The sequence below is a fragment of the Burkholderia diffusa genome (assembly GCF_001718315.1).
Lineage (GTDB): Bacteria > Pseudomonadota > Gammaproteobacteria > Burkholderiales > Burkholderiaceae > Burkholderia > Burkholderia diffusa_B.
This window is the reverse complement of sequence record NZ_CP013363.1, coordinates 2,559,766-2,579,679: the sequence shown is the minus strand read 5'-3', so window position 1 is coordinate 2,579,679 and position 19,914 is coordinate 2,559,766. Positions and strand designations below refer to the sequence as shown.

Sequence of the window (19,914 nt, the reverse complement as noted above, 5' to 3'; positions counted from 1 at the left end):
TGAAGCGGGCGCGGGCCGGCCGGCGCATGGGTGGCGCGGCGGCGCGGCGAGCCGATATTGTCGGCGATTTCGCCCGCGGGCGGCAGCGCAGCGGCCTGCCGGCCCGTCGTGACTCAGGCGCGCCGCGGCGTGCGATCGACGCTCGCGGCCGTCTGCACGACGACCCGGTTGCGCCCGCGTTCCTTCGCACGGTACAGCGCGTCGTCGGCGAGCTTCAGCGCGGCCTGGATGCTGTCGCCGCGTTCCGGATAGCAGGTCGTCACGCCGATGCTCGCGGTCAGGCGGTCGGACGAGCCCGCGGCGTGCCGGATGCCGAGATCGAGGATGCCGGTGCGGACCGCTTCGGCGATCGCCACGGCGCCGGCCGTGTCGACGTCGGGCAGTACGACGACGAACTCCTCGCCGCCGTAGCGGGCCGCGTAGTCGGCCGGGCGCCGCAGGCAGCCTGCGATGCAGCGGCCAACCGCGGCGAGCGCGTCGTCGCCGGCCTGATGGCCTTGCGTGTCGTTGTAGCGCTTGAAGTGATCGACGTCGACGAACAGCAGCGACAGCGCGTGTTGCGAGCGTGCCGCGCGGCGCCATTCGCGCTCGAGCGTGACGTCGAGCATGCGACGGTTGTCGAGGCCGGTGAGGCCGTCGGTGCGTGCGAGCGCCCGCAGTTCCGCTTCCGCGCGGTGACGCTTGCGCAGTTGCACGTCGAGCAGCAGCGACAGGCCGACGAAGCCGAGCGCGAGCATGACCATCGCCGAGCCGATCGGAATCGCGCGGTCGTACCACGCGGCATAGGTGTCGGCTTCCGAACGCGCGACCATGATGATCAGCGGCAGGTTGTCGAGATGCCGGAACACGTACAGGCGCCGCACGCCGTCGATCGACGCGGTATCGGCGAAGCTGCCCTCGTTCGCGGTCATGAAGTGCCGGAACGTGCTGGCCTTGCTGATGTCGCGGCCGACGATCGCCGGATCGTACGGCTTGCGCGCGACCATCCGGCCGTCGGTGTTGATCAACGCGACGGAGCCGCGATCGCCGAGCGCCAGGCGCGAGAACAGGTTCTGGAAATATTCGAGGCGGATCGACATCACGGCGACGCCGCCGAACGACCCGTCGGGCCGCGTGATCCGCCGGCTGAGCGCGATGCTCAGCGAGCCGCCGCGCAGCCGCGAATGGTACGGATCGCTGACGTACAGGCCGACGTTCGGGTGGTCGCGGTGCACCGTGAAATACGGTTCGTTGCCGAAGTTGGCCTTGCGCGGCACATCGCTCATGCCGTCGACCGCGATGTCGCCGTTCGCGTCGAGCACGTAGATGCCGCCGAGGTATTTGGCCGTCGTCGCGCGGTCGAACAGCACCTGGCGGCGCAGCGACATCGGCAGCGTGGCGACCGCGGGATCGTTCGAGCCGTCGACGACCGCCTGCAGCGACAGCGAATAGATCTCGATGTTGCGCTCGATGTCCCACGACGCCATCAGCGCGATGTTCTCCTGGGTGGTGCGCGCGAGATCGCGCGCGTCGATGCGGCCTTCGTACAGCACGATGGCGCACAGCAGCAATAGAAGCAGCGCGATCAGCAGCCCTGAATAGAAGATCAGGTGCGGCAGCAGGACCCGGCGCAGTTGCGCGGCGATACGGCCCGTGAGGCCGGATTCGCTGGGCATTGCGTAGTCGGTTTCTGCCATGGTCCGTGGATCGATGGGCATCGCCGCCAGGCGGCGGGCCGATGCGATTGTTCGTATGATTTGTCGGCGGCGATCGGGTATGCGGTCTCCAATGCGCATGCCGCCGATCGACCGGCGGAACCGGCGCCGATCATCGATGATTGCGGCCGGATAAACCGCAGGAATCACGCCATTCACCGGGACGATTGGCCGCGATTCGACGATCCGACGAATCGGGCGGCGCGGATTGATCCGAGTATAACGCGCGTATTCGTCTACGCGCAGAATGTTGCGGACCGTTGATCCGGATCAAATTATCGTCGCGGCGGATACTTGCCAATCGCGCGTGGAGCGTTGCCGTACAAGGCTTTGCGCGGGGGCGAGAGCGGCACGAATCTTACGATCGGTTTTACTGCTTTAACGGCCGGTGAAGCGGCAACTTGAAGTCGTGCGATATGGGCCGATTATCGATTTCAGGGGCCGCGTGAATTCGCGGATGAAAAACGGGCGGCCATGATGGCCGCCCGTTTCGCGAAACCGCATGCGGGAAAGCCCGCATGCCGATGGTTTACGCGCCGCGCTGCTGCGCCTTGTATGCGAGCCGGAAACGATGCAGCAGCGGCTCGGTATAACCGCTCGGCTGCGACGTGCCTTGCAGCGCCAGCGCGCACGCGGCCTTGAATGCCGTCGACTGGTCGTAGCCGGGTGCCATCGGGCGATAGTTCGGATCGCCGGCATTCTGCTGATCGACGACACGCGCCATCCGCTTGAACACGTCGAGCACGAACGCCTCGGTGATCACGCCGTGGCGCAGCCAGTTCGCGATGTGCTGGCTCGAGATGCGCAGCGTCGCGCGGTCTTCCATCAGGCCGACGTCGTGGATGTCCGGTACCTTCGAGCAACCGACACCCTGCTCGACCCAGCGCACGACGTAACCGAGGATGCCCTGCGCGTTGTTCTCGACTTCGCTCAGGATCTCGGCTTCGCTCCACTCGGCGCGTTCGACGACCGGCACGGTCAGCAGGCCTTCGAGCAGCGCGTCGCGTTCGCTTGCATACGGCGTCTTTTCGAGTTCCTGCTGGACGGCCTGCACGTCGACGAGGTGGTAGTGCAGCGCATGCAGCGTCGCGGCGGTCGGCGACGGCACCCACGCGGTGTTCGCGCCGGCGCGCGGATGCGCGATCTTCTGCTCGAGCATCGCATGCATCAGGTCCGGCATCGCCCACATGCCCTTGCCGATCTGCGCGCGGCCGCGCAGGCCGGCCGACAGCCCGGCGAGCACGTTGTTGCGCTCGTACGCCTGGATCCATGCCGACGTCTTCATGTCGCCCTTGCGGATCATCGGGCCCGCTTCCATCGCGGTGTGCATCTCGTCGCCGGTGCGGTCGAGGAAGCCGGTGTTGATGAACGCGACGCGCGCGGCGGCCGCGGCGATACACGCGGCGAGGTTCACGCTGGTGCGGCGCTCCTCGTCCATGATGCCCATCTTCAGCGTGTTGCGCGGCAGGTTGTACAGATCCTCGATGCGCGCGAAGAGCGTGTCGGCGAACGCGACTTCGACGGGGCCGTGCATCTTCGGCTTCACGATGTAGATCGAGCCCGTGCGCGAGTTGCGCTTCGCCTTCAGGTCGTGCAGCGAGCACAGCACCGTGACGACGCCGTCGAGAATCCCTTCCGGAATTTCGTTGCCGTCGCGGTCGAGCACCGCGCCGTTGGTCATCAGGTGGCCGACGTTGCGCACGAACAGCAGCGAGCGGCCGTGCAGCGTCAGCGTGCCGCCGGCCGGCGTCGTGTATTCGCGATCGGCGTTCAGGCGGCGCGTGAAGGTCTTGCCGCCCTTCGCGACTTCCTCGACCAGCGTGCCCTGCATCAGGCCGAGCCAGTTGCGATAGAGCTGAACCTTGTCTTCGGCGTCGACCGCCGCGACCGAATCCTCGCAGTCGATGATCGTGCTGACCGCGGCTTCGAGCACGACGTCCTTCACGTTTGCGAGATCGGCGCGGCCGATGGGGGTCGACGCGTCGATCTGGATCTCGAGGTGCAGGCCGTTGTGCTTCAGCAGAATCGCGGATGGTGCGCCTGCCGCGCCTTGATAACCGACGAACTGCGCGGGCTGTGCGAGGTGCACGACGCCCTTGCCGGTTTCGACGGCGAGCTGGCCGTCTTCCACGCGATAGCGCAGTGCGTCGCGGTGCGAGCCGCTCGCGAGCGGCGCCGCGTTGTCGAGCACGTCGCGTGCGTAGTCGATCACGCGCTGGCCGCGCGTCGGGTTGTAGGCCGTGGTGCGCTCGGCGCCGCCGTCCTCCGGCAGCGCGTCGGTGCCGTACAGTGCGTCGTACAGGCTGCCCCACCGTGCGTTCGCGGCGTTCAGCGCATAACGCGCGTTCGAGAGCGGCACGACGAGCTGCGGGCCGGCCTGCGTCGCGATCTCGCTGTCGACGTTCGCGGTGGCTGCCGCGACATTCGACGGGACCGGCACGAGGTAGCCGATTCGTTCGAGGAACGCGCGATACGCGGCATGGTCGCGCACCGGGCCGGGGTGCGCGCGATGCCACGCGTCGAGTTCCTGCTGCAGGCGGTCGCGTTCCGCGAGCAGTTCGCGGTTGCGCGGCGCGAGGTCGTGCACCAGGGCCGAGAAACCGCTCCAGAATGCGGCCTTGTCGATGCCGGTACCCGGCAGTGCTTCGTTTTCAATGAACTGGCTCAGCGCTGGGGCGACTTGCAGTCCTGCTTGGTCGATCATCGTGATTCCTCCCGGGGATGAAAAACGCGCGCGGATCAGGCCGCGACGCTTTGTGTGCCGGCGCGGGCGATCTGCGCATCCTGTTCGGACTTTACGCCAGACACACCGATCGCGCCCGCAATACGGCCATCCACCGTCACCGGCACGCCGCCTTCGAGCAACCCCGTCAGCGGCACGCTCAGAAACGCTGTGCGGCCACCGTTGATCATATCCTCATACGCCTTCGTCTCGCGACGGCCGAGCGCCGCCGCGCGCGCCTTGTCCTGCGCGATGCTGGCGCTGGCCGCCGACGCACCGTCGAGGCGTGCGAACGCGAGCAGATGCCCGCCGTCGTCGACGACGGCGATCGACACGGCCCAGCCGTGACGCTCGGCTTCCGCGCGGGCGGCGGCGAGCATGCGTTCGACGTCGGCGAGTTCGAGTTCGGGCTTCGTTTTCATGGTGTTCCTCCGGAATCAGCGGTCAGTTGACGAGTCGGTTGTCGACGAGCTCGATCCAGTGGCGCACGCGCGTGCGGCCCGCGCCGTTCAGATGAGTCTGGCAGCCGACGTTGGCCGTGACAATCAGGTCGGGCCGTGCGGCTTCGAGCGCGTCGAGCTTGTTGTCGCGCAGCCGGGCGGCGAGTTCGGGCTGCGTCAGCGAATAGGTGCCCGCCGAGCCGCAGCACAGATGGCCGTCGGCGACATTCGTCAGATCGAAGCCGAGCCGCGTCAGGATGCCCTCCACCGCGCCGCCGAGCCGCTGCGCGTGCTGCAGCGTGCATGGGCAGTGGACCGCGACGCGGCGCGGCGTCGCATCGGCCAGTGCGTCGAGCGGTTCGGCCGCGATCACTTCCGCGAGGTCCCGCGCGAGCGCGCTGACGCGCCGCGCCTTGTCCGCATAGGCGGGGTCGGAGCGCAACAGATCGCCGTATTCCTTCACGAACGCGCCGCAGCCGCTCGCCGTCAGCACGATCGCTTCCGCGCCGGCCTCGATCGCGGGCCACCACGCATCGATGTTGCGGCGTGCGCGTGCAAGCCCGGCATCCTGCGCGTTCAGGTGATATTCGGTCGCGCCGCAGCAGCCGGCCTCGCGCGCGGGCGTCACGCTGATGCCGAGCCGGTCGAGCACGCGCGCGGCAGCCGCGTTCGTGTTCGGCGACAACGCGGGCTGCACGCAGCCTTCCAGCATCAGCACGCGCCGGGCATGGCGCATGGGCGGGCGCGGTGTGGCCGCGGGCACGGCGGCCGGGATCTTGTCCTGCAGCGCGCCGGGCAGCAGCGGCCGCAGCGCACGGCCGGCCTTCAGCAGCGCGGCGAAAGTCGCCGGCCGCGGCACGACGTGACGCAGGCCGGCGCGCAGCATGCGCTCGCGCGCCGGACGCCGCGCGCGCTTCTCGGCTTCCGCGCGGCCGATGTCGAGCAGCGTGTGATAGCGCACGCCGGACGGACAGGTCGTCTCGCAGTTGCGGCAGCTCAGGCAGCGGTCGAGATGCTGCTGCGTGCGTTCGCCGCACGGTTCACCCTCGAGCATTTGCTTGATCAGGTAGATGCGTCCGCGCGGCCCGTCGAGCTCGTTGCCGAGCACCTGGTAGGTCGGGCAGGTCGCATTGCAGAAGCCGCAGTGCACGCATGCGCGCAGGATCGCTTCCGCTTCGTCGGCCCGGTCGAGGGCCTTGCTGGCTTCGCTGAGATTGGTTTGCATCGGCGGTTCGAATCGGGTTGGCGTTCAGACGTCCGCGTACAGGCGGCCGGGGTTGAAAATCGCATGCGGATCCAGTTGCGCCTTCAACTGGCGGTGCACGCGCAGCAGCGCGGGCGGCAGCGGCTGCAACGGTTCGGACGTCGTGCCGGGCGTGAAGCAGGTCGCATGGCCGCCCCACTGCGCGGCGAACCGCTGCACGTCGGCCGGAGCAGCGCTGGTTTTCAGCCAGCGCTGCGCGCCGCCCCAGTCGACGAGCTGCGCGCCGGCGAGCGAATCGAGCGGCGCGGCGGCCGCCACCGACACGCGCCACAGCGGGCGCGGATCGTCGAAGAAGGGCAACGACAGGTCGCGCAGTCGCGGCCAGAACCCGTCGTCGCGATCGTCCATGCGCTCGCCGCCGATCGTGTCGCGCGCGGCCTTTACCGAGCCTTCGCCGCCTTCGAGTCGCACGCGCAGCACGCCGTCCGCGTGGCACGCGCCCGCGAGCGGCAGCCCCGCGCGACGCCATCCGGCGACCCGCTGCACGGCTTCGGCGGCAGCGAGCGACAGCGCCAGATCGCCGGTCGCGCGCGGCTTCGGCAGCACCTTCAGCGACACCTCCGTCACGACGCCGAGGCAGCCGAAGCTGCCCGCGAGCAGCCGCGACACGTCGTAGCCCGCGACGTTCTTCATCACCTCGCCGCCGAAGCGCAGATGTTTCGCGTGGCCGGTGATCACGCGGCAGCCGAGCACGAAGTCGCGCACCGCGCCGGCCCACGGGCGGCGCGGCCCCGACAGCGCGGCTGCGAACATCCCGCCGACGGTGGCCGAGCCGCCGAACGTCGGCGGCTCGCACGGCAGCATCTGGCCGGCCGCGTCGAGCATCGCCTCCAGTTCCGCGAGCGGTGTGCCCGCGCGCGCGGTGATGACGAGTTCGGTCGGGTCGTACGCGACGATGCCGCGGTGTGTGCGCACGTCGAGCGTGCGGCCTTCGACGGCGCGGCCGACGAACGCCTTCGTGCCCGCGCCGTGGATATGCAGCGGCTGGCGATCGTGGATCGCGGCGTCGACCTGCGCGATGAGCGCCGCGCTGTCGTCGATCGATTCGGGTTCGCGTTCGCGTCGCATCAGAAGCGCTCCAGTTCGGGAAACGGCAGCTTGCCGTGATGCACGTGCATCGCGCCGAATTCGGCGCAGCGATGCAGCGTCGGGATGTTCTTGCCGGGATTGAGCAGGCGCTGCGGATCGAACGCGGCCTTCACCGCGTGGAAGAACGTGATTTCGTCGGCGTTGAACTGCACGCACATCTGGTTGATCTTCTCGCGCCCGACGCCGTGTTCTCCGGTGATGCTGCCGCCCACCGCGACGCACAGCTCGAGGATCCTGCCGCCCAGCGCCTCCGCGCGGTCGAGCTCGCCGGTGCGGTTCGCGTCGAACAGGATCAGCGGATGCATGTTGCCGTCGCCCGCATGGAACACGTTCGCGACCGGCAGCGCGTATTCGGCGGACAGCGCGGCGATGCCTTCGAGCACGCGCGGCAGCTCGCGGCGCGGGATCGTTCCGTCCATGCAGTAGTAGTCGGGCGACATGCGGCCGACCGCCGGGAACGCGTTCTTGCGGCCGGCCCAGAAGCGCTGACGCTCCGCTTCGTCGCGCGCGACCCGGATCTCCGATGCGCCCGCGTCGCGCAGCAGCGCGGCGACGCGTTCCGCGTCTTCGTCGACATCGGTGGCCGCGCCGTCGAGTTCGCACAGCAGGATGGCTTGCGCGTCGACCGGATAGCCCGCATGGATGAAGTCCTCGGCCGCGCGGATCGCAAGGTTGTCCATCATCTCGAGCCCGCCGGGGATCACGCCCGCGCCGATGATCCGCGCGACCGCCGCGCCGGCTTCGGCGACGTCGTCGAAGCTCGCCATCAGCACCTTCACGCTCGGCGGTTTCGGCAGCAGTTTCACCGTCACCTCGGTGACGATGCCGAGCATCCCCTCCGAGCCGGTGAACAGCGCGAGCAGGTCGAAGCCGGGGGCGTCGAGCGCGTCGGCGCCGAGCGTCAGCGTGTCGCCGTCGATCGTCAGGATCTCGACCTTCAGGATGTTGTGCACCGTCAGCCCGTATTTGAGGCAGTGCACGCCGCCCGCGTTTTCGGCGACGTTGCCGCCGATCGAGCATGCGATCTGCGACGATGGATCGGGCGCGTAGTAGAGGCCGTACGGCGCCGCGGCCTGCGAGATCGCGAGGTTGCGCACGCCGGGCTGCACTCGCGCGATGCCGGCATCGGCGTCGATTCCGAGGATCCGGTTGAACTTCGACATCACGAGCAGGATGCCCTTTTCGAGCGGCATCGCGCCGCCCGACAAGCCGGTGCCCGCGCCGCGCGCGACCACCGGCACGCCGTGCGCGGCCGCGACGCGCAGCACCGCGCGGACCTGCTCGACCGTGTCGGGCAGCGCGACCGCGAGCGGCACCGTGCGGTATGCGGCAAGGCCGTCGCACTCGAACGGCTTGAGCGCCTCGCGCTCGTGCAGTACGTCGAGGCCGGGCGCCGCCGCGTGCAGTGCTGCGACGACTGTGTCGCGATCGACGGTCGCCAGCGGGCCGTCGATCCGTTCGTCGTAGGTGAAACTCATCGTGTGTCTCCGTCTCCACCAACTCCACCATGCAGGCGGCCGCGGGATGCACGGCGCGCCGGATGGACCGCATTCTTGGCGGGCGGAAGGGGTGTGTCCAGACGTCGAAGGTGTGGTCATACCAGTTTTTCGAAACGGGCTTCGAGGCTGGTTTGATCGACGATATAAAACCCAATTACTACAAGGATTTGTGCGAAAATCGACGATATTCTTCCGAAGTGGTCATACCAGTATGGAAAAGCAGGATCGACAAGCGCCGGCGCGCAATGTCGCCGACGTCGTCGCCGAGCGGATCGAGCAGCTGATCGTCGACGGCGTGCTCAAGGCCGGGCAGGCGCTGCCGTCCGAGCGGCGGCTCACCGAGAAGCTCGGCGTGTCGCGCACGGCCGTGCGGGAAGGGATGAAGCTGCTGCGCGCGCGCGGAATCATCGACACGACGCACGGCAAGGGTTCGTTCGTCGCGAGCCTGACCCCGCAGCGCGAAATCTCGCCCATGATGCATCTCCTCGGCTCGCAACCGCGCACGCTCTACGACCTGTTCGAAGTGCGGGGGATGCTCGAGACCGAAGCCGCCCGGCTCGCCGCGCTGCGCGGCACGCCCGCCGACTTCATCCTGATCAGGCGTCGCTACGAGGAAATGACCGCAGCCGATGCGCAGGATCTCGATCCGGCCGCGCGCGCGAAGCTCGACCATGCGTTCCATCTTGCGATCTGCGAGGCGTCGCACAATCCGGTGCTCGTCAACACGCTGCAGTCGCTGACCGATCTGCTGCTCAGTTCGGTGTTCGCGTCGGTGAACAACCTCTATCACCGCGAGCCGCTGAAGAAGCAGATCGACCGTCAGCACGCGCGGCTCTACAACGCGGTGACCGGGCGGCTGCCTGACCAGGCGCGCAAGGCCGCGAGCGAGCATATTCGGCAGTGCGTCGACTATCTTCGCGAGATCGAAGCGGAGGAGCAGCGGCTCGTGCGCTCGACGCTGCGCCTTGAAGGGTGGGCCTGAGCGCGCGAGCCGGCGTGGCTGTTGGCACCGTGACATGTATCAGACATATTGCGCTCGCCGTGCGGCGTTGTCGGCGAATATGTCACAATATGATCCATTCGATGCGTGGCCCGACACGACCCGTTTCGCCCTTGCGCGATACACATCTTCGCGGTTGATCGTGACGCGCCGCCGATCCTTGAAGGAGGACGCTGCATGTCGATTCCGACGCGTGGCGACGGGCCCGAGGCCCGCGCCGTCCAGATCCTGCATCGCCCCGTCTGCGACCTGCTCGGCTGTGCATGGCCGATCGTGCTCGCGGGCATGGGCGGCGTCGCGCGGGCGGAGCTCGCGAGTGCGGTAAGCGCCGCTGGCGGATTCGGTTTTCTCGGGATGGTGCGGGAGCCGGTCACGCTGATTCGGCGCGAGGTCGAGCGGGTGCGTGCGGCGACCGAGCGGCCGTTCGGTGTGAATCTGATTCCCGCGTCGACGCCGCCCGAATTGCTCGATGCGCAGATCGACGCGTGTATCGAATTGCGCGTGCCCGTCGTTGCGTTGTTCTGGGACGTGATGCCGGGCGTCGTGCGTCGTCTGCGCGATGCGGGCGTGCGGGTGGTTCACCAGGTGGGCTCGCTCGACGATGCGCGCGCGGCGGAGGCGGCGGGGGCGCAGGCGCTGATCGCTCAGGGGCGCGAGGCTGGCGGCCACGTGCGTGGCGATCGGCCATTGGCCGAGCTGTTGCCTGAAGTGATGCGCGCGACGCGGTTGCCGGTGCTCGCCGCGGGCGGGATCGTCGACGGCGCGGACGTTGCCGCCGCAATGGCGCTCGGTGCGCAAGGGGCGGTGATGGGTACGGCCTTCATCGCGACGCACGAGTCGTTCGCGCACGCGTATCACCAGCAGCGGATCGTCGATGCGCGTGAGGGCGACACGCTGTTGACCGACATCTTTCACATCAACTGGCCGCGCGGTGCGCGAGTTCGTGTGCTGCCATCGAGCGTGACGCGTGGCGAGCGCGGCGATCCGTTCGGCGAAGGGCGCGTGGTGATCGGCGACGAAGAAGGTCGGCCGATTTATCTGTTCAGCACTGATTCGCCGCTGCGTACGATGACCGGTGATTTCGAGGCGATGGCGTTGTATGCGGGCACGGGAGCAGGGCGAATTCGAGCGATCGAATCGGCTGGCGACGTGCTGCGTCGGATCGTGCGCGATGCGGCGGCGATTGTCGAGAAAGGGGCGGCGACTTCGTCGGCGGTCGACGCGAATGAGGATCGCACGGCATTGCTCGCGGCGCTCGACGAACTGCTGGAGGCGGAGCGGGCGGGGGCGCGCGTTGCGTCCGAGACTGCATCAGAGGTGACTGAAGATGCGGAACTTCACCGATTGATCGCGCATGTTCGGCAGGACGAAGCGCATTGGTGCAGCGTGCTCGTCGATGCGATTCGAACGCTCGGTGCGACACCGTCGCGCGCGACAGGCGCGTTCTATGAGAAGGCGATGGCGATCGACGATCTGACCGAGCGGATGGCCTTCTTGAACCGCGGGCAACGCTGGGTCGTGCGCAAACTGCAGGCACTGCTGCCCACGCTCGGCGATCCGGATATCCATCACGCGCTGTCGTTGATGCTGGTCGCGCATGAGAAGAACATCGGTGCCGTGGAGGCGAGGTTGCGGGAAGATCGGCCGGGCGACGCGTAACAGACCTGCTTCGGTAATTTTCGCCAGGCGTGCCGAGAATGGGTGCCGCGCGTCGCGGCACGCTGCGCGGAACAAAAAAAAGCCCGCCGAAGCGGGCAATCCTCTCGATGAAGAGGGGGAGATCCGAATCGACGATCGGCGATCGGCGATCAGGGTGAGTTCAACCTTTCGTCGCCCCGAACGTGAGCCCGGCCACGAAATGCTTCTGCATCGCGAAGAACATCGCGACCGATGGCAACGCGGCAAGAATCGACCCGGCCGAGACAAGGTTCCATGAAGTCGTCCATTGCCCCTTCAGCGCCGCGACCCCTGCGGTAATCGGCGCAGCCTCGTCGCCCTGCGTAAGGCACAGTGCCCAGAAGTAATCGTTCCACACGAACGTGAACACGAGAATGGCAAGCGCCGCCAACGCCGGCCGGATCAGCGGCAACACGATCCGCCAGAACACCGTCCACTCCCCCGCGCCCTCGATCCGCGCCGCCTCGATCAGCTCGAACGGCAACTGCTTGATGAAATTGCGCAGAAACAGCGTACAGAACCCCGTCTGAAACGCGACGTGAAAGAGAATCAACGCTTCGACCGTATTGAATACCCCAAGCCTGAGCGACAGATCCCGCACGGGAATCATCAGCACCTGCACGGGCACGAAGTTCCCCGCGACGAACGTGCCGAACAACGCGGCATTCCCGCGAAATCGGTAAGTCGCCAGCGCGAACCCGGCCATCGCGGCCAGCGCGATCGACCCGAGCACCGACGGCACCGTGATCTGCACGCTGTTCCAGAAGTAATGCAGCATCGGCGACGTGGTCAGCGCGTCGCGATAGTTCTCGATCATCGAGAAGTGTCGCGGCCAGCCCCAATAGTGGCCTTCGACCAGTTCCTCGGTCGAGCGCACCGACGTGACGAACACCGCGATCATCGGCAGCAGCCAGATCACCAGCGCGACGGGCAGCGACAGCTTGTACAGCCGGCGCGAGACCGGCTTCCAGTGGGCAACGGGTGTCGGAAACATGATGAAGGCATCCCCGGAATGTCACTGCTCGTTGCGCAGCATGCGGCGCAACTGGAACACGATGTAGACGAGCATGATCGCGAACAGCACGACCGCGATCGCCGCGGAATAGCCGAGCCGGTAGTACTTGATCGCCTGGTCGTACATGTAATACGCGAGCACGGTGGAGCTCTCGAACGGGCCGCCGCCCGTCATCACCGAGATCAGGTCGAAGCTGCGCAACGCGCCGATCACCGTGACGACGATCGCCATGAACGTGGTGGGTCGCAACTGCGGCAGCACGACGTGCCACAGCAGCGCGAAGCCGCGCGCGCCTTCCATCCGCGCCGCTTCGATCTGTTCCGGGTTCACCGACGTGAGGCCGGTGAGGTACAGGATCATGCAATACGCGGTTTGAGGCCACAGCGCGGCGAATACGATGCCGAACGTCGCGTAGCGCGCATCGCCGAGTACCGGAATTCCGTGTCCGGCAATCAACGCGAGCAGCCCGAAGGTCGGATCGTAGAACCACGAGAAGATCAGGCCGACGACCACGCCCGACAACACGAACGGCGCGAAGAACAGCGACTTCACGAGCCGGATGCCGGCCACCGCCTGGTTCAGGTACAGCGCGAGCGCGAGGCCGAGCGGCGGCGCGAGCATGAACAGCGCGAGCCAGATCACGTTGTTGCGCAGCGCGGTGTAGAACGTCGGCGCGTGCAGCAGCTCGGCGTAGTTGGCGAGACCGACGAACGTGCGCTCGGTCATCCCGTCCCAGTTGCAAAGGCTCAGCCACAGCGTCGACAGGATCGGCCAGATCACATAGACGGCAACCATGGCGCACGCTGGCGCGAGAAAGAGCCACGCGGCGCGCCGTTGCCGCCGCACGGCCGGCGACGGGCGGCGCGCGCGCAGCGCGGCGGGCGACCTGCCGGCCGGCGGCGCGGCGGCCGGTGCGACAGGTGTTTCGACGGGTCTGGACGTGATCGGACTGGACACGGCAAGCCTCCTGGGCGGACGCGGCGGCACGGGGCCGCCGCCGGGGTCGTGCGGTTACTTCTTGTAGATCCGCTTGCGGGTCTGCTCGAGTTGCGCGAGCACGGTGTCGAGCTGCGCAGGATTCGCGAGGAACTGCTGCATCCCCTTCATCCCTTCGTCGGCCATTTCCTTCGTCATGTCGCGGTCGTAGAACTGAGCGACGCCGCCGCGGGTGTCGGCGAGGATCCGGAAGCCGATTCGCGAGATCGGATCGGCCGGTTCCGGCGACTTGCTGTTGGCCGACAGCGAGCCGAGCCCTTCCGCGAGCTTCGCGCCTATTTCGGGCGTTTCGACGAACGCGAGGAACGTATGCGCGTCGGCCTTGTTCTTCGCCTTCGTCGGGATGTGCAGCGATTCGACCGGCCCGTCCTCCGCGGTCGGCACCTTCGGGTCGATGATCGGGAAGCGGTAGTAGCCCATTTCCTGCTTCACGTTCGGCGGAAAGCCCGCCGCGATGAAGGTGCCCATCAGCATCATCGCGGCCTTGCCCTGGAACAGGAACGGCTGCGCGCCGTCGAGATCGTAGGACAGCGCGTTGTCGATGAAGTAGCCCGAATCGATCAGCGATTTCCACGTCGTGTAGACCTTCTTCACGCGCGGGTCGGTGTACGGCACGTCGCCGGCCATCAGCTGCTGGTGGAACGCATTGCCGTTCAGGCGCAGGTCGAGATAGTCGAACCAGCCGGCGAGCGTCCACGCGTCGCGGCCGCCGATCGCAATCGGCGTGATGCCGGCCGCCTTCAGCTTCTTGCATGCGTCGAGGAACTGGTCCCAGGTCTTCGGCTCGTCGGCGATGCCGACCTTGCGGAACAGGTCCTTGCGGTAGAACAGCCCCCACGAGTAGTAGACGGTCGGCGCCGCGTACTGCTTGCCGTTGTACGACGATGCGTCGCGCGTCGACGCGTACATCGCGTCCCAGCCGTTCTTCTTCCAGTCGCCGCTCAGGCCCTCGAACAGCCCGCGCCTCGCGTAATACGCCATGCGTTCGCCGGCGTGCCAGTTCACGACGTCGGGTGCGACGGTCGTGAGCCACGCGGGAAGCTGCACCTTGTACGCTTCCTCGTCGACGAAGGTGGGCTTCACGTCGATGTCGGGATGCGCCTTGTGGAACGCCTCGAGCGTCGACTGCCAGACCGCGCGCTGGCTGGCGCCCTTGAACGCGATGTTGATCGTCAGCGTGCCCGCGTTGGCCGGCGCCGCGGCGCCGAACGAAGCGAACGCGATGGCGGCGGCGGTCGCAAGCCGGGCGGCGACGCGAAGGGGGCGATGTGTCATGTGTGTCTCCATTCCTGTGTGTCGTTGTGCTTGACCGGCGCGTCGCGCGCCGGGGGCGGTTGCTACGAACGGCTTCGGTACACGGCGACGCCTTGCCGCTCGACCTGCGCGGCGCCGACCACGAACGCGGACGGCTGCACCGCATCGATCGTGTGCGGCGTGCTGCCGTAGTTGAATACGTAGGTCAGGCCGCCGCGCCGGCTTACGCGCACGCCGTCACCGAGCGGCGACGGTGTCAGGCCGGCTTCGACTGCGACGTCGGCGAACAGGCGCGCGGTGGTGGCATCGTCGAACAGCGCGGCCCAGTAGTGCAGCGTGCCGTGCGACACCCAGGCCGGATGGCCGTCGGCGAAGCGCGCGCGCACGACGCTGTGCACATCGTCGTCGTTCAGCTCGACGAGGTCGCGCCAGTGACGTGCGTCGCCGGTGAGCGGTGCGCCGTCGTGCAACGTGCCGTCGATCCGCTCGGTCACGTTCGGCCGCAGCGATTCGACGCGCCATACGCGCACCGGCAGGATTGAGGCAAGCGGGCCGGGCGGCAGTGCCGGCGGAATCCGCAGATCGACAGTCTTCGAGCCGGTGCGCGGGCCGAACACCGCATGCGCGCCCGAGGCGGCGAGCCGTGCCGCGAAGTCGTCCGGCACGATCGGCAGCGGCGGCACGACGACAAGCCGATAGCCGTCGAGCGGTGCGTGCGCGGAAACGATGTCGACGTCGAGGCCCAGCGAACGCAGCGCCGAGTAGTACTCGAACGCAAAGCGCGGGTAGTGGAAATCGGCGCCCTGCGGCTGCACTTCGAACAGCCACTTCGCTTCGTAGTCGAACACGAGCGCGACGGGGGCGCGCACCGCGCCGTTCGCGTCGGCGCCGGCGTCGAGCACGGCCGCGATCTCGCGTGCGACGCGCTGCGCTTCGCGGCCGCCTTCGTCGAGCCGATCGTCCGGCGTGTGGAGGCCCGCATGCATCTGCTCCTGCGCGAACGGCGCCTGACGCCAGCGGAAGTACGACACGCAGCCGGCGCCGTGCGCGAACGCTTCCCAGCTCCACAGGCGCACCATGCCCGGCAGCGGCGCGGGGTTCCAATGCGCCCAGTTCACGGGCCCCGGCTGCTGCTCCATCACCCAGAACGGCAGCTTCGACATTCCGCGATAGAGATCGTGATTGAACGACGCGAAATCCGGATGGCCGGTGCGCAGCCAGCGCGCCTTCACGTCGGGGGCGAACCATTGCTCTTCCAGCGCGCCGAGCGGATAGCTGTCCCACGTCGCAACGTCGAGGTCGCGCGCCACTTCGTAATGGTCGAACTCGGTGAAGAGCTGCATGAAATTGTGCGCGACGGGCCGGCCCGGCGAATGCGTGCGGATCACGGCGACCTGCATCCGGTGATAGCGCGCGAGCTCGTCCGACGCGAAGCGCCGGTAGTCGAGGCGGTGCGACGGATGCGCTTCGGTCACGGTGCCGACCGGCGCGTCGACTTCATCGAAATGCCGGTACTCCATGCTCCAGAACACGGTACCCCACGCGCGGTTCAGCGCGTCGATCGTGCCGTAGCGCGCCTGCAGCCATGCGCGAAAACGCACGAGCGCGGCGGGCGAATAACTGACGACCGTCTGGTGGCAACCGAGCTCGTTGTCGGTCTGCCAGTAGCGCACGGCCGGGTGGCGGCCGTAGCGTTCGGCCACCGCCGAGCAGATGCGGCGCGACGCTTCGAGATAAGTCGGCGACGAAAAGTCGTAGTGGCGGCGCGAACCGAACGTGCGCGGCCGGCCGTCCGCGCCGATCGCGAGGATGTCGGGGTGACGGTCGACGAGCCACTTCGGCGGCGTCGCGGTGGGCGTGCACATCACGATCTCGAGACCGGCCGCGCCGAGCACGTCGACCGCGCGGTCGAGCCAGCCCCAGTCGTATTCGCCCGGCGACGGCTCGATGCGGCTCCACGCGAATTCGGCGATCCGCACCTGCGCGATGCCGAGTGCCTTCATCCGGCGGGCGTCGTCGGCCCACATCGATTCCGGCCAGTGTTCCGGGTAGTAACAGACTCCGAGGCGCATGCCGATCCTTATGCGTAGTGGTGGACGGGAAGGTCGGCGCACGCGGGCACCGCGCGGCCGTCTTCGGTGAAGAGATGACAGGCGGCGGCCGGCGCATGCGCGTGCACGCGTTCGCCGCGACGCAGCGGCGCATCGCCGGGGACCTTCGCGATCAGCGGCGTGCCGCCGGGCTGATCGACGTGCACGTAGGTTTGCTCGCCGAGGCGCTCGACGAGCACGACGTCGCGCGCCAGTGTGGTCGCGTCGTGCGCGGCACCGAGGGTCAGGTGTTCGGGGCGGATGCCGAGCGTCACCGCCGCGCCCGGCGCAAGGGCTGAGCCGTCGCGCGGCAGCGTGAAGGTTTCGCCGGACGGCACGACGGTGACGGTCGTGCGTTGCGCGTCGCAGGCAGCGACGACGGCCGGCAGGAAGTTCATCCGCGGCGAGCCGATGAAGCCGGCGACGAAGCGGCTCGCCGGATGGTGATAGAGGTCGAGCGGCGCACCGACCTGCGCGATGCTGCCATGCTGCGCGGTATCCGCGCCGGCGTGCAGCAGCACGATCTTGTCGGCGAGCGTCATCGCCTCGGTCTGGTCGTGCGTCACGTAGACGACGCTCGCGCGTTCGAACTGCCGGTGCAGCTTCGCAATCTCGATGCGGGTCTGGCCGCGCAACGCCGCGTCGAGGTTCGACAACGGTTCGTCGAACAGGAACACGCCGGGCTCGCGCACGATCGCGCGGCCGATCGCGACGCGCTGCCGCTGGCCGCCGGATAGTGCCTTCGGCTTGCGCTCGAGCAGCGTGTCGAGCTGCAGGATCCGCGCGGCGTCGCGCACCTTCCGGTCGATCTCGGCCTTCGGCACGCGCGCGAGCTTCAGCCCGAACGCCATGTTCTCGTAGACCGTCATGTGCGGAAACAGCGCGTAGCTCTGGAACACCATCGCGACGCCGCGCTCGGCGGCCGGTACGTCGTCGACGCGGCGGCCGTCGATCGAAAGCTCGCCGTCGCTCAGATCCTCGAGGCCCGCGATCATCCGCAGCAGGGTCGACTTGCCGCAGCCGGACGGACCGAGGAACACGCAGAACTCGTGTGCGCCGATCTCCAGATCGACGTCGCGAATGACCGGCGCGTGCTCGCCGTAGGCTTTCTGCACGCGCCGCATCGAGATGCTCGCCATTGTCTCCGCTCCATGTTCTAATGCGCTTTCGTCGATGCTTAAGCGCTTAACCATCGCGATCAAAAAAAGCGCCGATAGCGATCGCGGCCGAGTCGCGCCCGTTGGTCGGGCGGCAGGGTGTGCGGCGATAGTGCGCCGCTTCGGTGGGTGAAGCAAATATTGGATCAACGTCTCATATAGTGAGCAACGGATGGCGACACTCGATGAAGTGGCCCGCCGCGCCGGCGTAACGGCCGCGACGGTTTCGAACGTGCTGCGCAACCGCGGCCGGGTCGGCGAAGCCACCCGTGCGCGGGTGCTCGAAGCGGTGCAGGCGCTGGGCTACCGGCCGCATCTGGCCGCGCGGGCGCTGGCGGAAGGGCGCGCGCCGACGGTCGCGCTGATGGTATCGAGCATCGCGAACCCGTTCTACCCGGAGTTCGCGCTCGCGGTCGAGCGCGCGGTGCGGCGCAACGGGCAATTCCTGATCGTCTGCAATACGAATGAAGATCCGTTGCAGGGGCGCGCGTATCTCGACCAGATCGCCGGCACGATCTCCGAAGGCATTCTCGTGACCAATGCGAACCTGCACCTGCCGGATCTGGTCGACGTCGCACGGCGCGGCGTGCCGGTCGTGCTGTGCTTGTGGGAGCGGCCCGATGCGCCACCCGAAGGGTTGCCGTGCGTGGCGGTGGATTTCCGCGAGGCGGGGCGGATCGCGACTCGGCATCTGCTCGCGCTCGGCCATCGCGAAATCGGCATGATCGTCGGCGGGTCCGCAAACGGCGTGCAGGCCGCGCGCTATGACGGCTTCGTCGATGTGATGCGCGAAGCCGGGCTGGATGCGTCGCGCATCGGCACCGGGCACGATTCGATCGAAGGCGGCGTGCGCGCGGCGGGCCGGCTGCTCGACGCGCATCCGGAGCTGACCGCGCTGGTCGCGACCAACGACCTGCCCGCGATCGGCGCGCTGCACGCGGCAGCCGATCGCGGCAGGCGCGTGCCCGATGATCTGTCGATCGTCGGCATCACCGATATTCATCTGGCAAGCGATACACGTCCGACGCTGACGACCGTCGCGATCCCGACCGGCGAGGCTGCGGGGCTCGCGGTCGAACTGCTGAACGCGTTGCGCGAGGCGGGCGGGAAGATCGACGATGCGTCGCGCGTGCGGACGGCGTCGGTGCCGCGGCTGGTGGTGCGCGGTACGACGGGGGCGGCGCCGGGACGGCGAACGACGGCGTAGACGTCGCGTGCGGTCGCGATGCGTGTCGCGCGTTTCGCAAGCGCTCGGGCGAGACCCGCAAGCTGCAAACGGGGGATGGTTCGCCGGCCGATGGGTGACATGACGAGGCGGGTCGCATCGTCCGTCTGCGTCATTCGCCTTCGACGAGCCGCATCACGATGCGCCGGGCCGAATCGAGATGCGCGACCGTCATCGCGCGGGCGCCGCGTGCATTGCGGTCGCGGCACGCTTGCAGGATTTCCTCATGCTCGATCTGGAACGACGGTGTGTCCGCGAGCAGCGTGGCCTGCAGGCGCTCATATCGTTCGACCTGGCTGCGCAATTCCGCGATCGCCTTCAATTGCCGCTCATTGCCGCAACACGAATACAACAGCGCATGGAATTCGCGATTCAGCTCGCCTTGCCGGCGCGGCACGTTCGATTCGCCGAGCAGCCGGTGCACGAGTTCGGCGCGGACGAGCGTCTCGCCGTCGAGCCGCTTCACGCTGCGGTAGATCGCATCGCCTTCGAGCAGCGTGCGCATGTCGTAGATTTCCTGCACGTCGGACGCGCTCAGCATCCGCACGACCGCGCCGCGATTGCGGAAGATGTCCAGCAGTCCTTCGCGTTCAAGGCGCTGGATCGCTTCGCGCATCGGAATCCGGCTGATCCCGAAACGCTCGGCGAGATCGCGCTCGACGAGCCGCTCGCCTGCCTGCAACTCGCCGTTGATGATCATCTCCCGCAACGATGCGGCCACGGCGTCCGCCGTGGAATCGAGTCTGGCTTCCATCCCTTCGCGTTCCTCAGTTTGGAATAATGGTATACCAA

15 protein-coding genes are annotated in these 19,914 nt (G+C 67.8%); 3 read left to right on the top strand and 12 right to left on the bottom strand.

The features are described 5' to 3' along the window. Positions 1–113 precede the first annotated feature (113 nt). The 6 genes from WI26_RS26660 to glcD all read right to left on the bottom strand — a co-directional run bounded on the left by WI26_RS26660 (position 114) and on the right by glcD (position 8,687). Positions 114–1,676 carry a sensor domain-containing diguanylate cyclase gene (locus tag WI26_RS26660; RefSeq protein ID WP_069227715.1) on the bottom strand — a complete coding sequence of 521 codons (1,563 nt, stop codon included), beginning with the start codon at positions 1,674–1,676 and terminating at the stop codon, positions 114–116. Between the two features lie 547 nt (positions 1,677–2,223). Then, on the bottom strand, positions 2,224–4,398 hold the full coding sequence (locus WI26_RS26655; RefSeq protein WP_059508402.1) for a malate synthase G: 2,175 nt from the start codon (positions 4,396–4,398) through the stop codon (positions 2,224–2,226). Between the two features lie 35 nt (positions 4,399–4,433). Then, the gene (locus tag WI26_RS26650; RefSeq protein ID WP_059914112.1) at positions 4,434–4,838 is read right to left on the bottom strand and encodes a GlcG/HbpS family heme-binding protein; all 405 of its coding nucleotides are present in this window, start codon (positions 4,836–4,838) and stop codon (positions 4,434–4,436) included. Between the two features lie 22 nt (positions 4,839–4,860). After that, complete coding sequence (glcF, locus tag WI26_RS26645; protein ID WP_069227714.1) at positions 4,861–6,081, bottom strand: glycolate oxidase subunit GlcF; 1,221 nt, start codon at positions 6,079–6,081, stop codon at positions 4,861–4,863. A gap of 24 nt (positions 6,082–6,105) precedes the next feature. Further along, on the bottom strand, positions 6,106–7,188 hold the full coding sequence (gene glcE, locus WI26_RS26640; RefSeq protein WP_069227713.1) for a glycolate oxidase subunit GlcE: 1,083 nt from the start codon (positions 7,186–7,188) through the stop codon (positions 6,106–6,108). Beyond that, a complete protein-coding gene (gene glcD, locus WI26_RS26635) occupies positions 7,188–8,687 on the bottom strand; it encodes a glycolate oxidase subunit GlcD (protein WP_069227712.1) in 1,500 nt (499 codons plus the stop codon). Before glcD ends, glcE begins: the two co-directional genes overlap by 1 nt. 232 nt (positions 8,688–8,919) lie before the next feature. Between glcD and glcC the strand changes: the two genes are divergently transcribed. Both glcC and WI26_RS26625 read left to right on the top strand, forming a co-directional pair. After that, complete coding sequence (gene glcC, locus WI26_RS26630; protein WP_059467372.1) at positions 8,920–9,690, top strand: transcriptional regulator GlcC; 771 nt, start codon at positions 8,920–8,922, stop codon at positions 9,688–9,690. Between the two features lie 195 nt (positions 9,691–9,885). Continuing rightward, the gene (locus WI26_RS26625; protein ID WP_069227711.1) at positions 9,886–11,367 is read left to right on the top strand and encodes a nitronate monooxygenase; all 1,482 of its coding nucleotides are present in this window, start codon (positions 9,886–9,888) and stop codon (positions 11,365–11,367) included. A 160-nt stretch (positions 11,368–11,527) separates the two neighbouring features. On the opposite strand, the gene WI26_RS26620 is transcribed toward WI26_RS26625, so the two are convergent. The 5 genes from WI26_RS26620 to WI26_RS26600 form a co-directional block, all read right to left on the bottom strand. After that, positions 11,528–12,379, bottom strand: coding sequence for a carbohydrate ABC transporter permease (locus WI26_RS26620; RefSeq protein ID WP_039318652.1), 852 nt, complete (start codon positions 12,377–12,379; stop codon positions 11,528–11,530). 21 nt (positions 12,380–12,400) lie between these two features. Beyond that, positions 12,401–13,357 carry a carbohydrate ABC transporter permease gene (locus WI26_RS26615; RefSeq protein WP_069227710.1) on the bottom strand — a complete coding sequence of 319 codons (957 nt, stop codon included), beginning with the start codon at positions 13,355–13,357 and terminating at the stop codon, positions 12,401–12,403. Positions 13,358–13,411: 54 nt separating this feature from the next. Continuing rightward, positions 13,412–14,671, bottom strand: a complete 1,260-nt coding sequence (locus tag WI26_RS26610) for an ABC transporter substrate-binding protein (protein WP_069227709.1) — start codon at positions 14,669–14,671, stop codon at positions 13,412–13,414. 62 nt (positions 14,672–14,733) lie between these two features. After that, positions 14,734–16,722 carry a beta-galactosidase gene (locus WI26_RS26605; RefSeq protein WP_069227708.1) on the bottom strand — a complete coding sequence of 663 codons (1,989 nt, stop codon included), beginning with the start codon at positions 16,720–16,722 and terminating at the stop codon, positions 14,734–14,736. An 8-nt stretch (positions 16,723–16,730) separates the two neighbouring features. Next, positions 16,731–17,879, bottom strand: coding sequence for an ABC transporter ATP-binding protein (locus tag WI26_RS26600; protein WP_059914117.1), 1,149 nt, complete (start codon positions 17,877–17,879; stop codon positions 16,731–16,733). 190 nt (positions 17,880–18,069) lie between these two features. On the opposite strand from WI26_RS26600, the gene WI26_RS26595 reads away from it, so the two are divergent. Further along, a complete protein-coding gene (locus tag WI26_RS26595) occupies positions 18,070–19,104 on the top strand; it encodes a LacI family DNA-binding transcriptional regulator (protein ID WP_069227707.1) in 1,035 nt (344 codons plus the stop codon). A gap of 130 nt (positions 19,105–19,234) precedes the next feature. On the opposite strand, the gene WI26_RS26590 is transcribed toward WI26_RS26595, so the two are convergent. Beyond that, positions 19,235–19,876: a GntR family transcriptional regulator gene (locus WI26_RS26590; protein WP_069227706.1), complete on the bottom strand. Its 642-nt coding sequence runs from the start codon at positions 19,874–19,876 to the stop codon at positions 19,235–19,237. Positions 19,877–19,914: the final 38 nt, after the last annotated feature.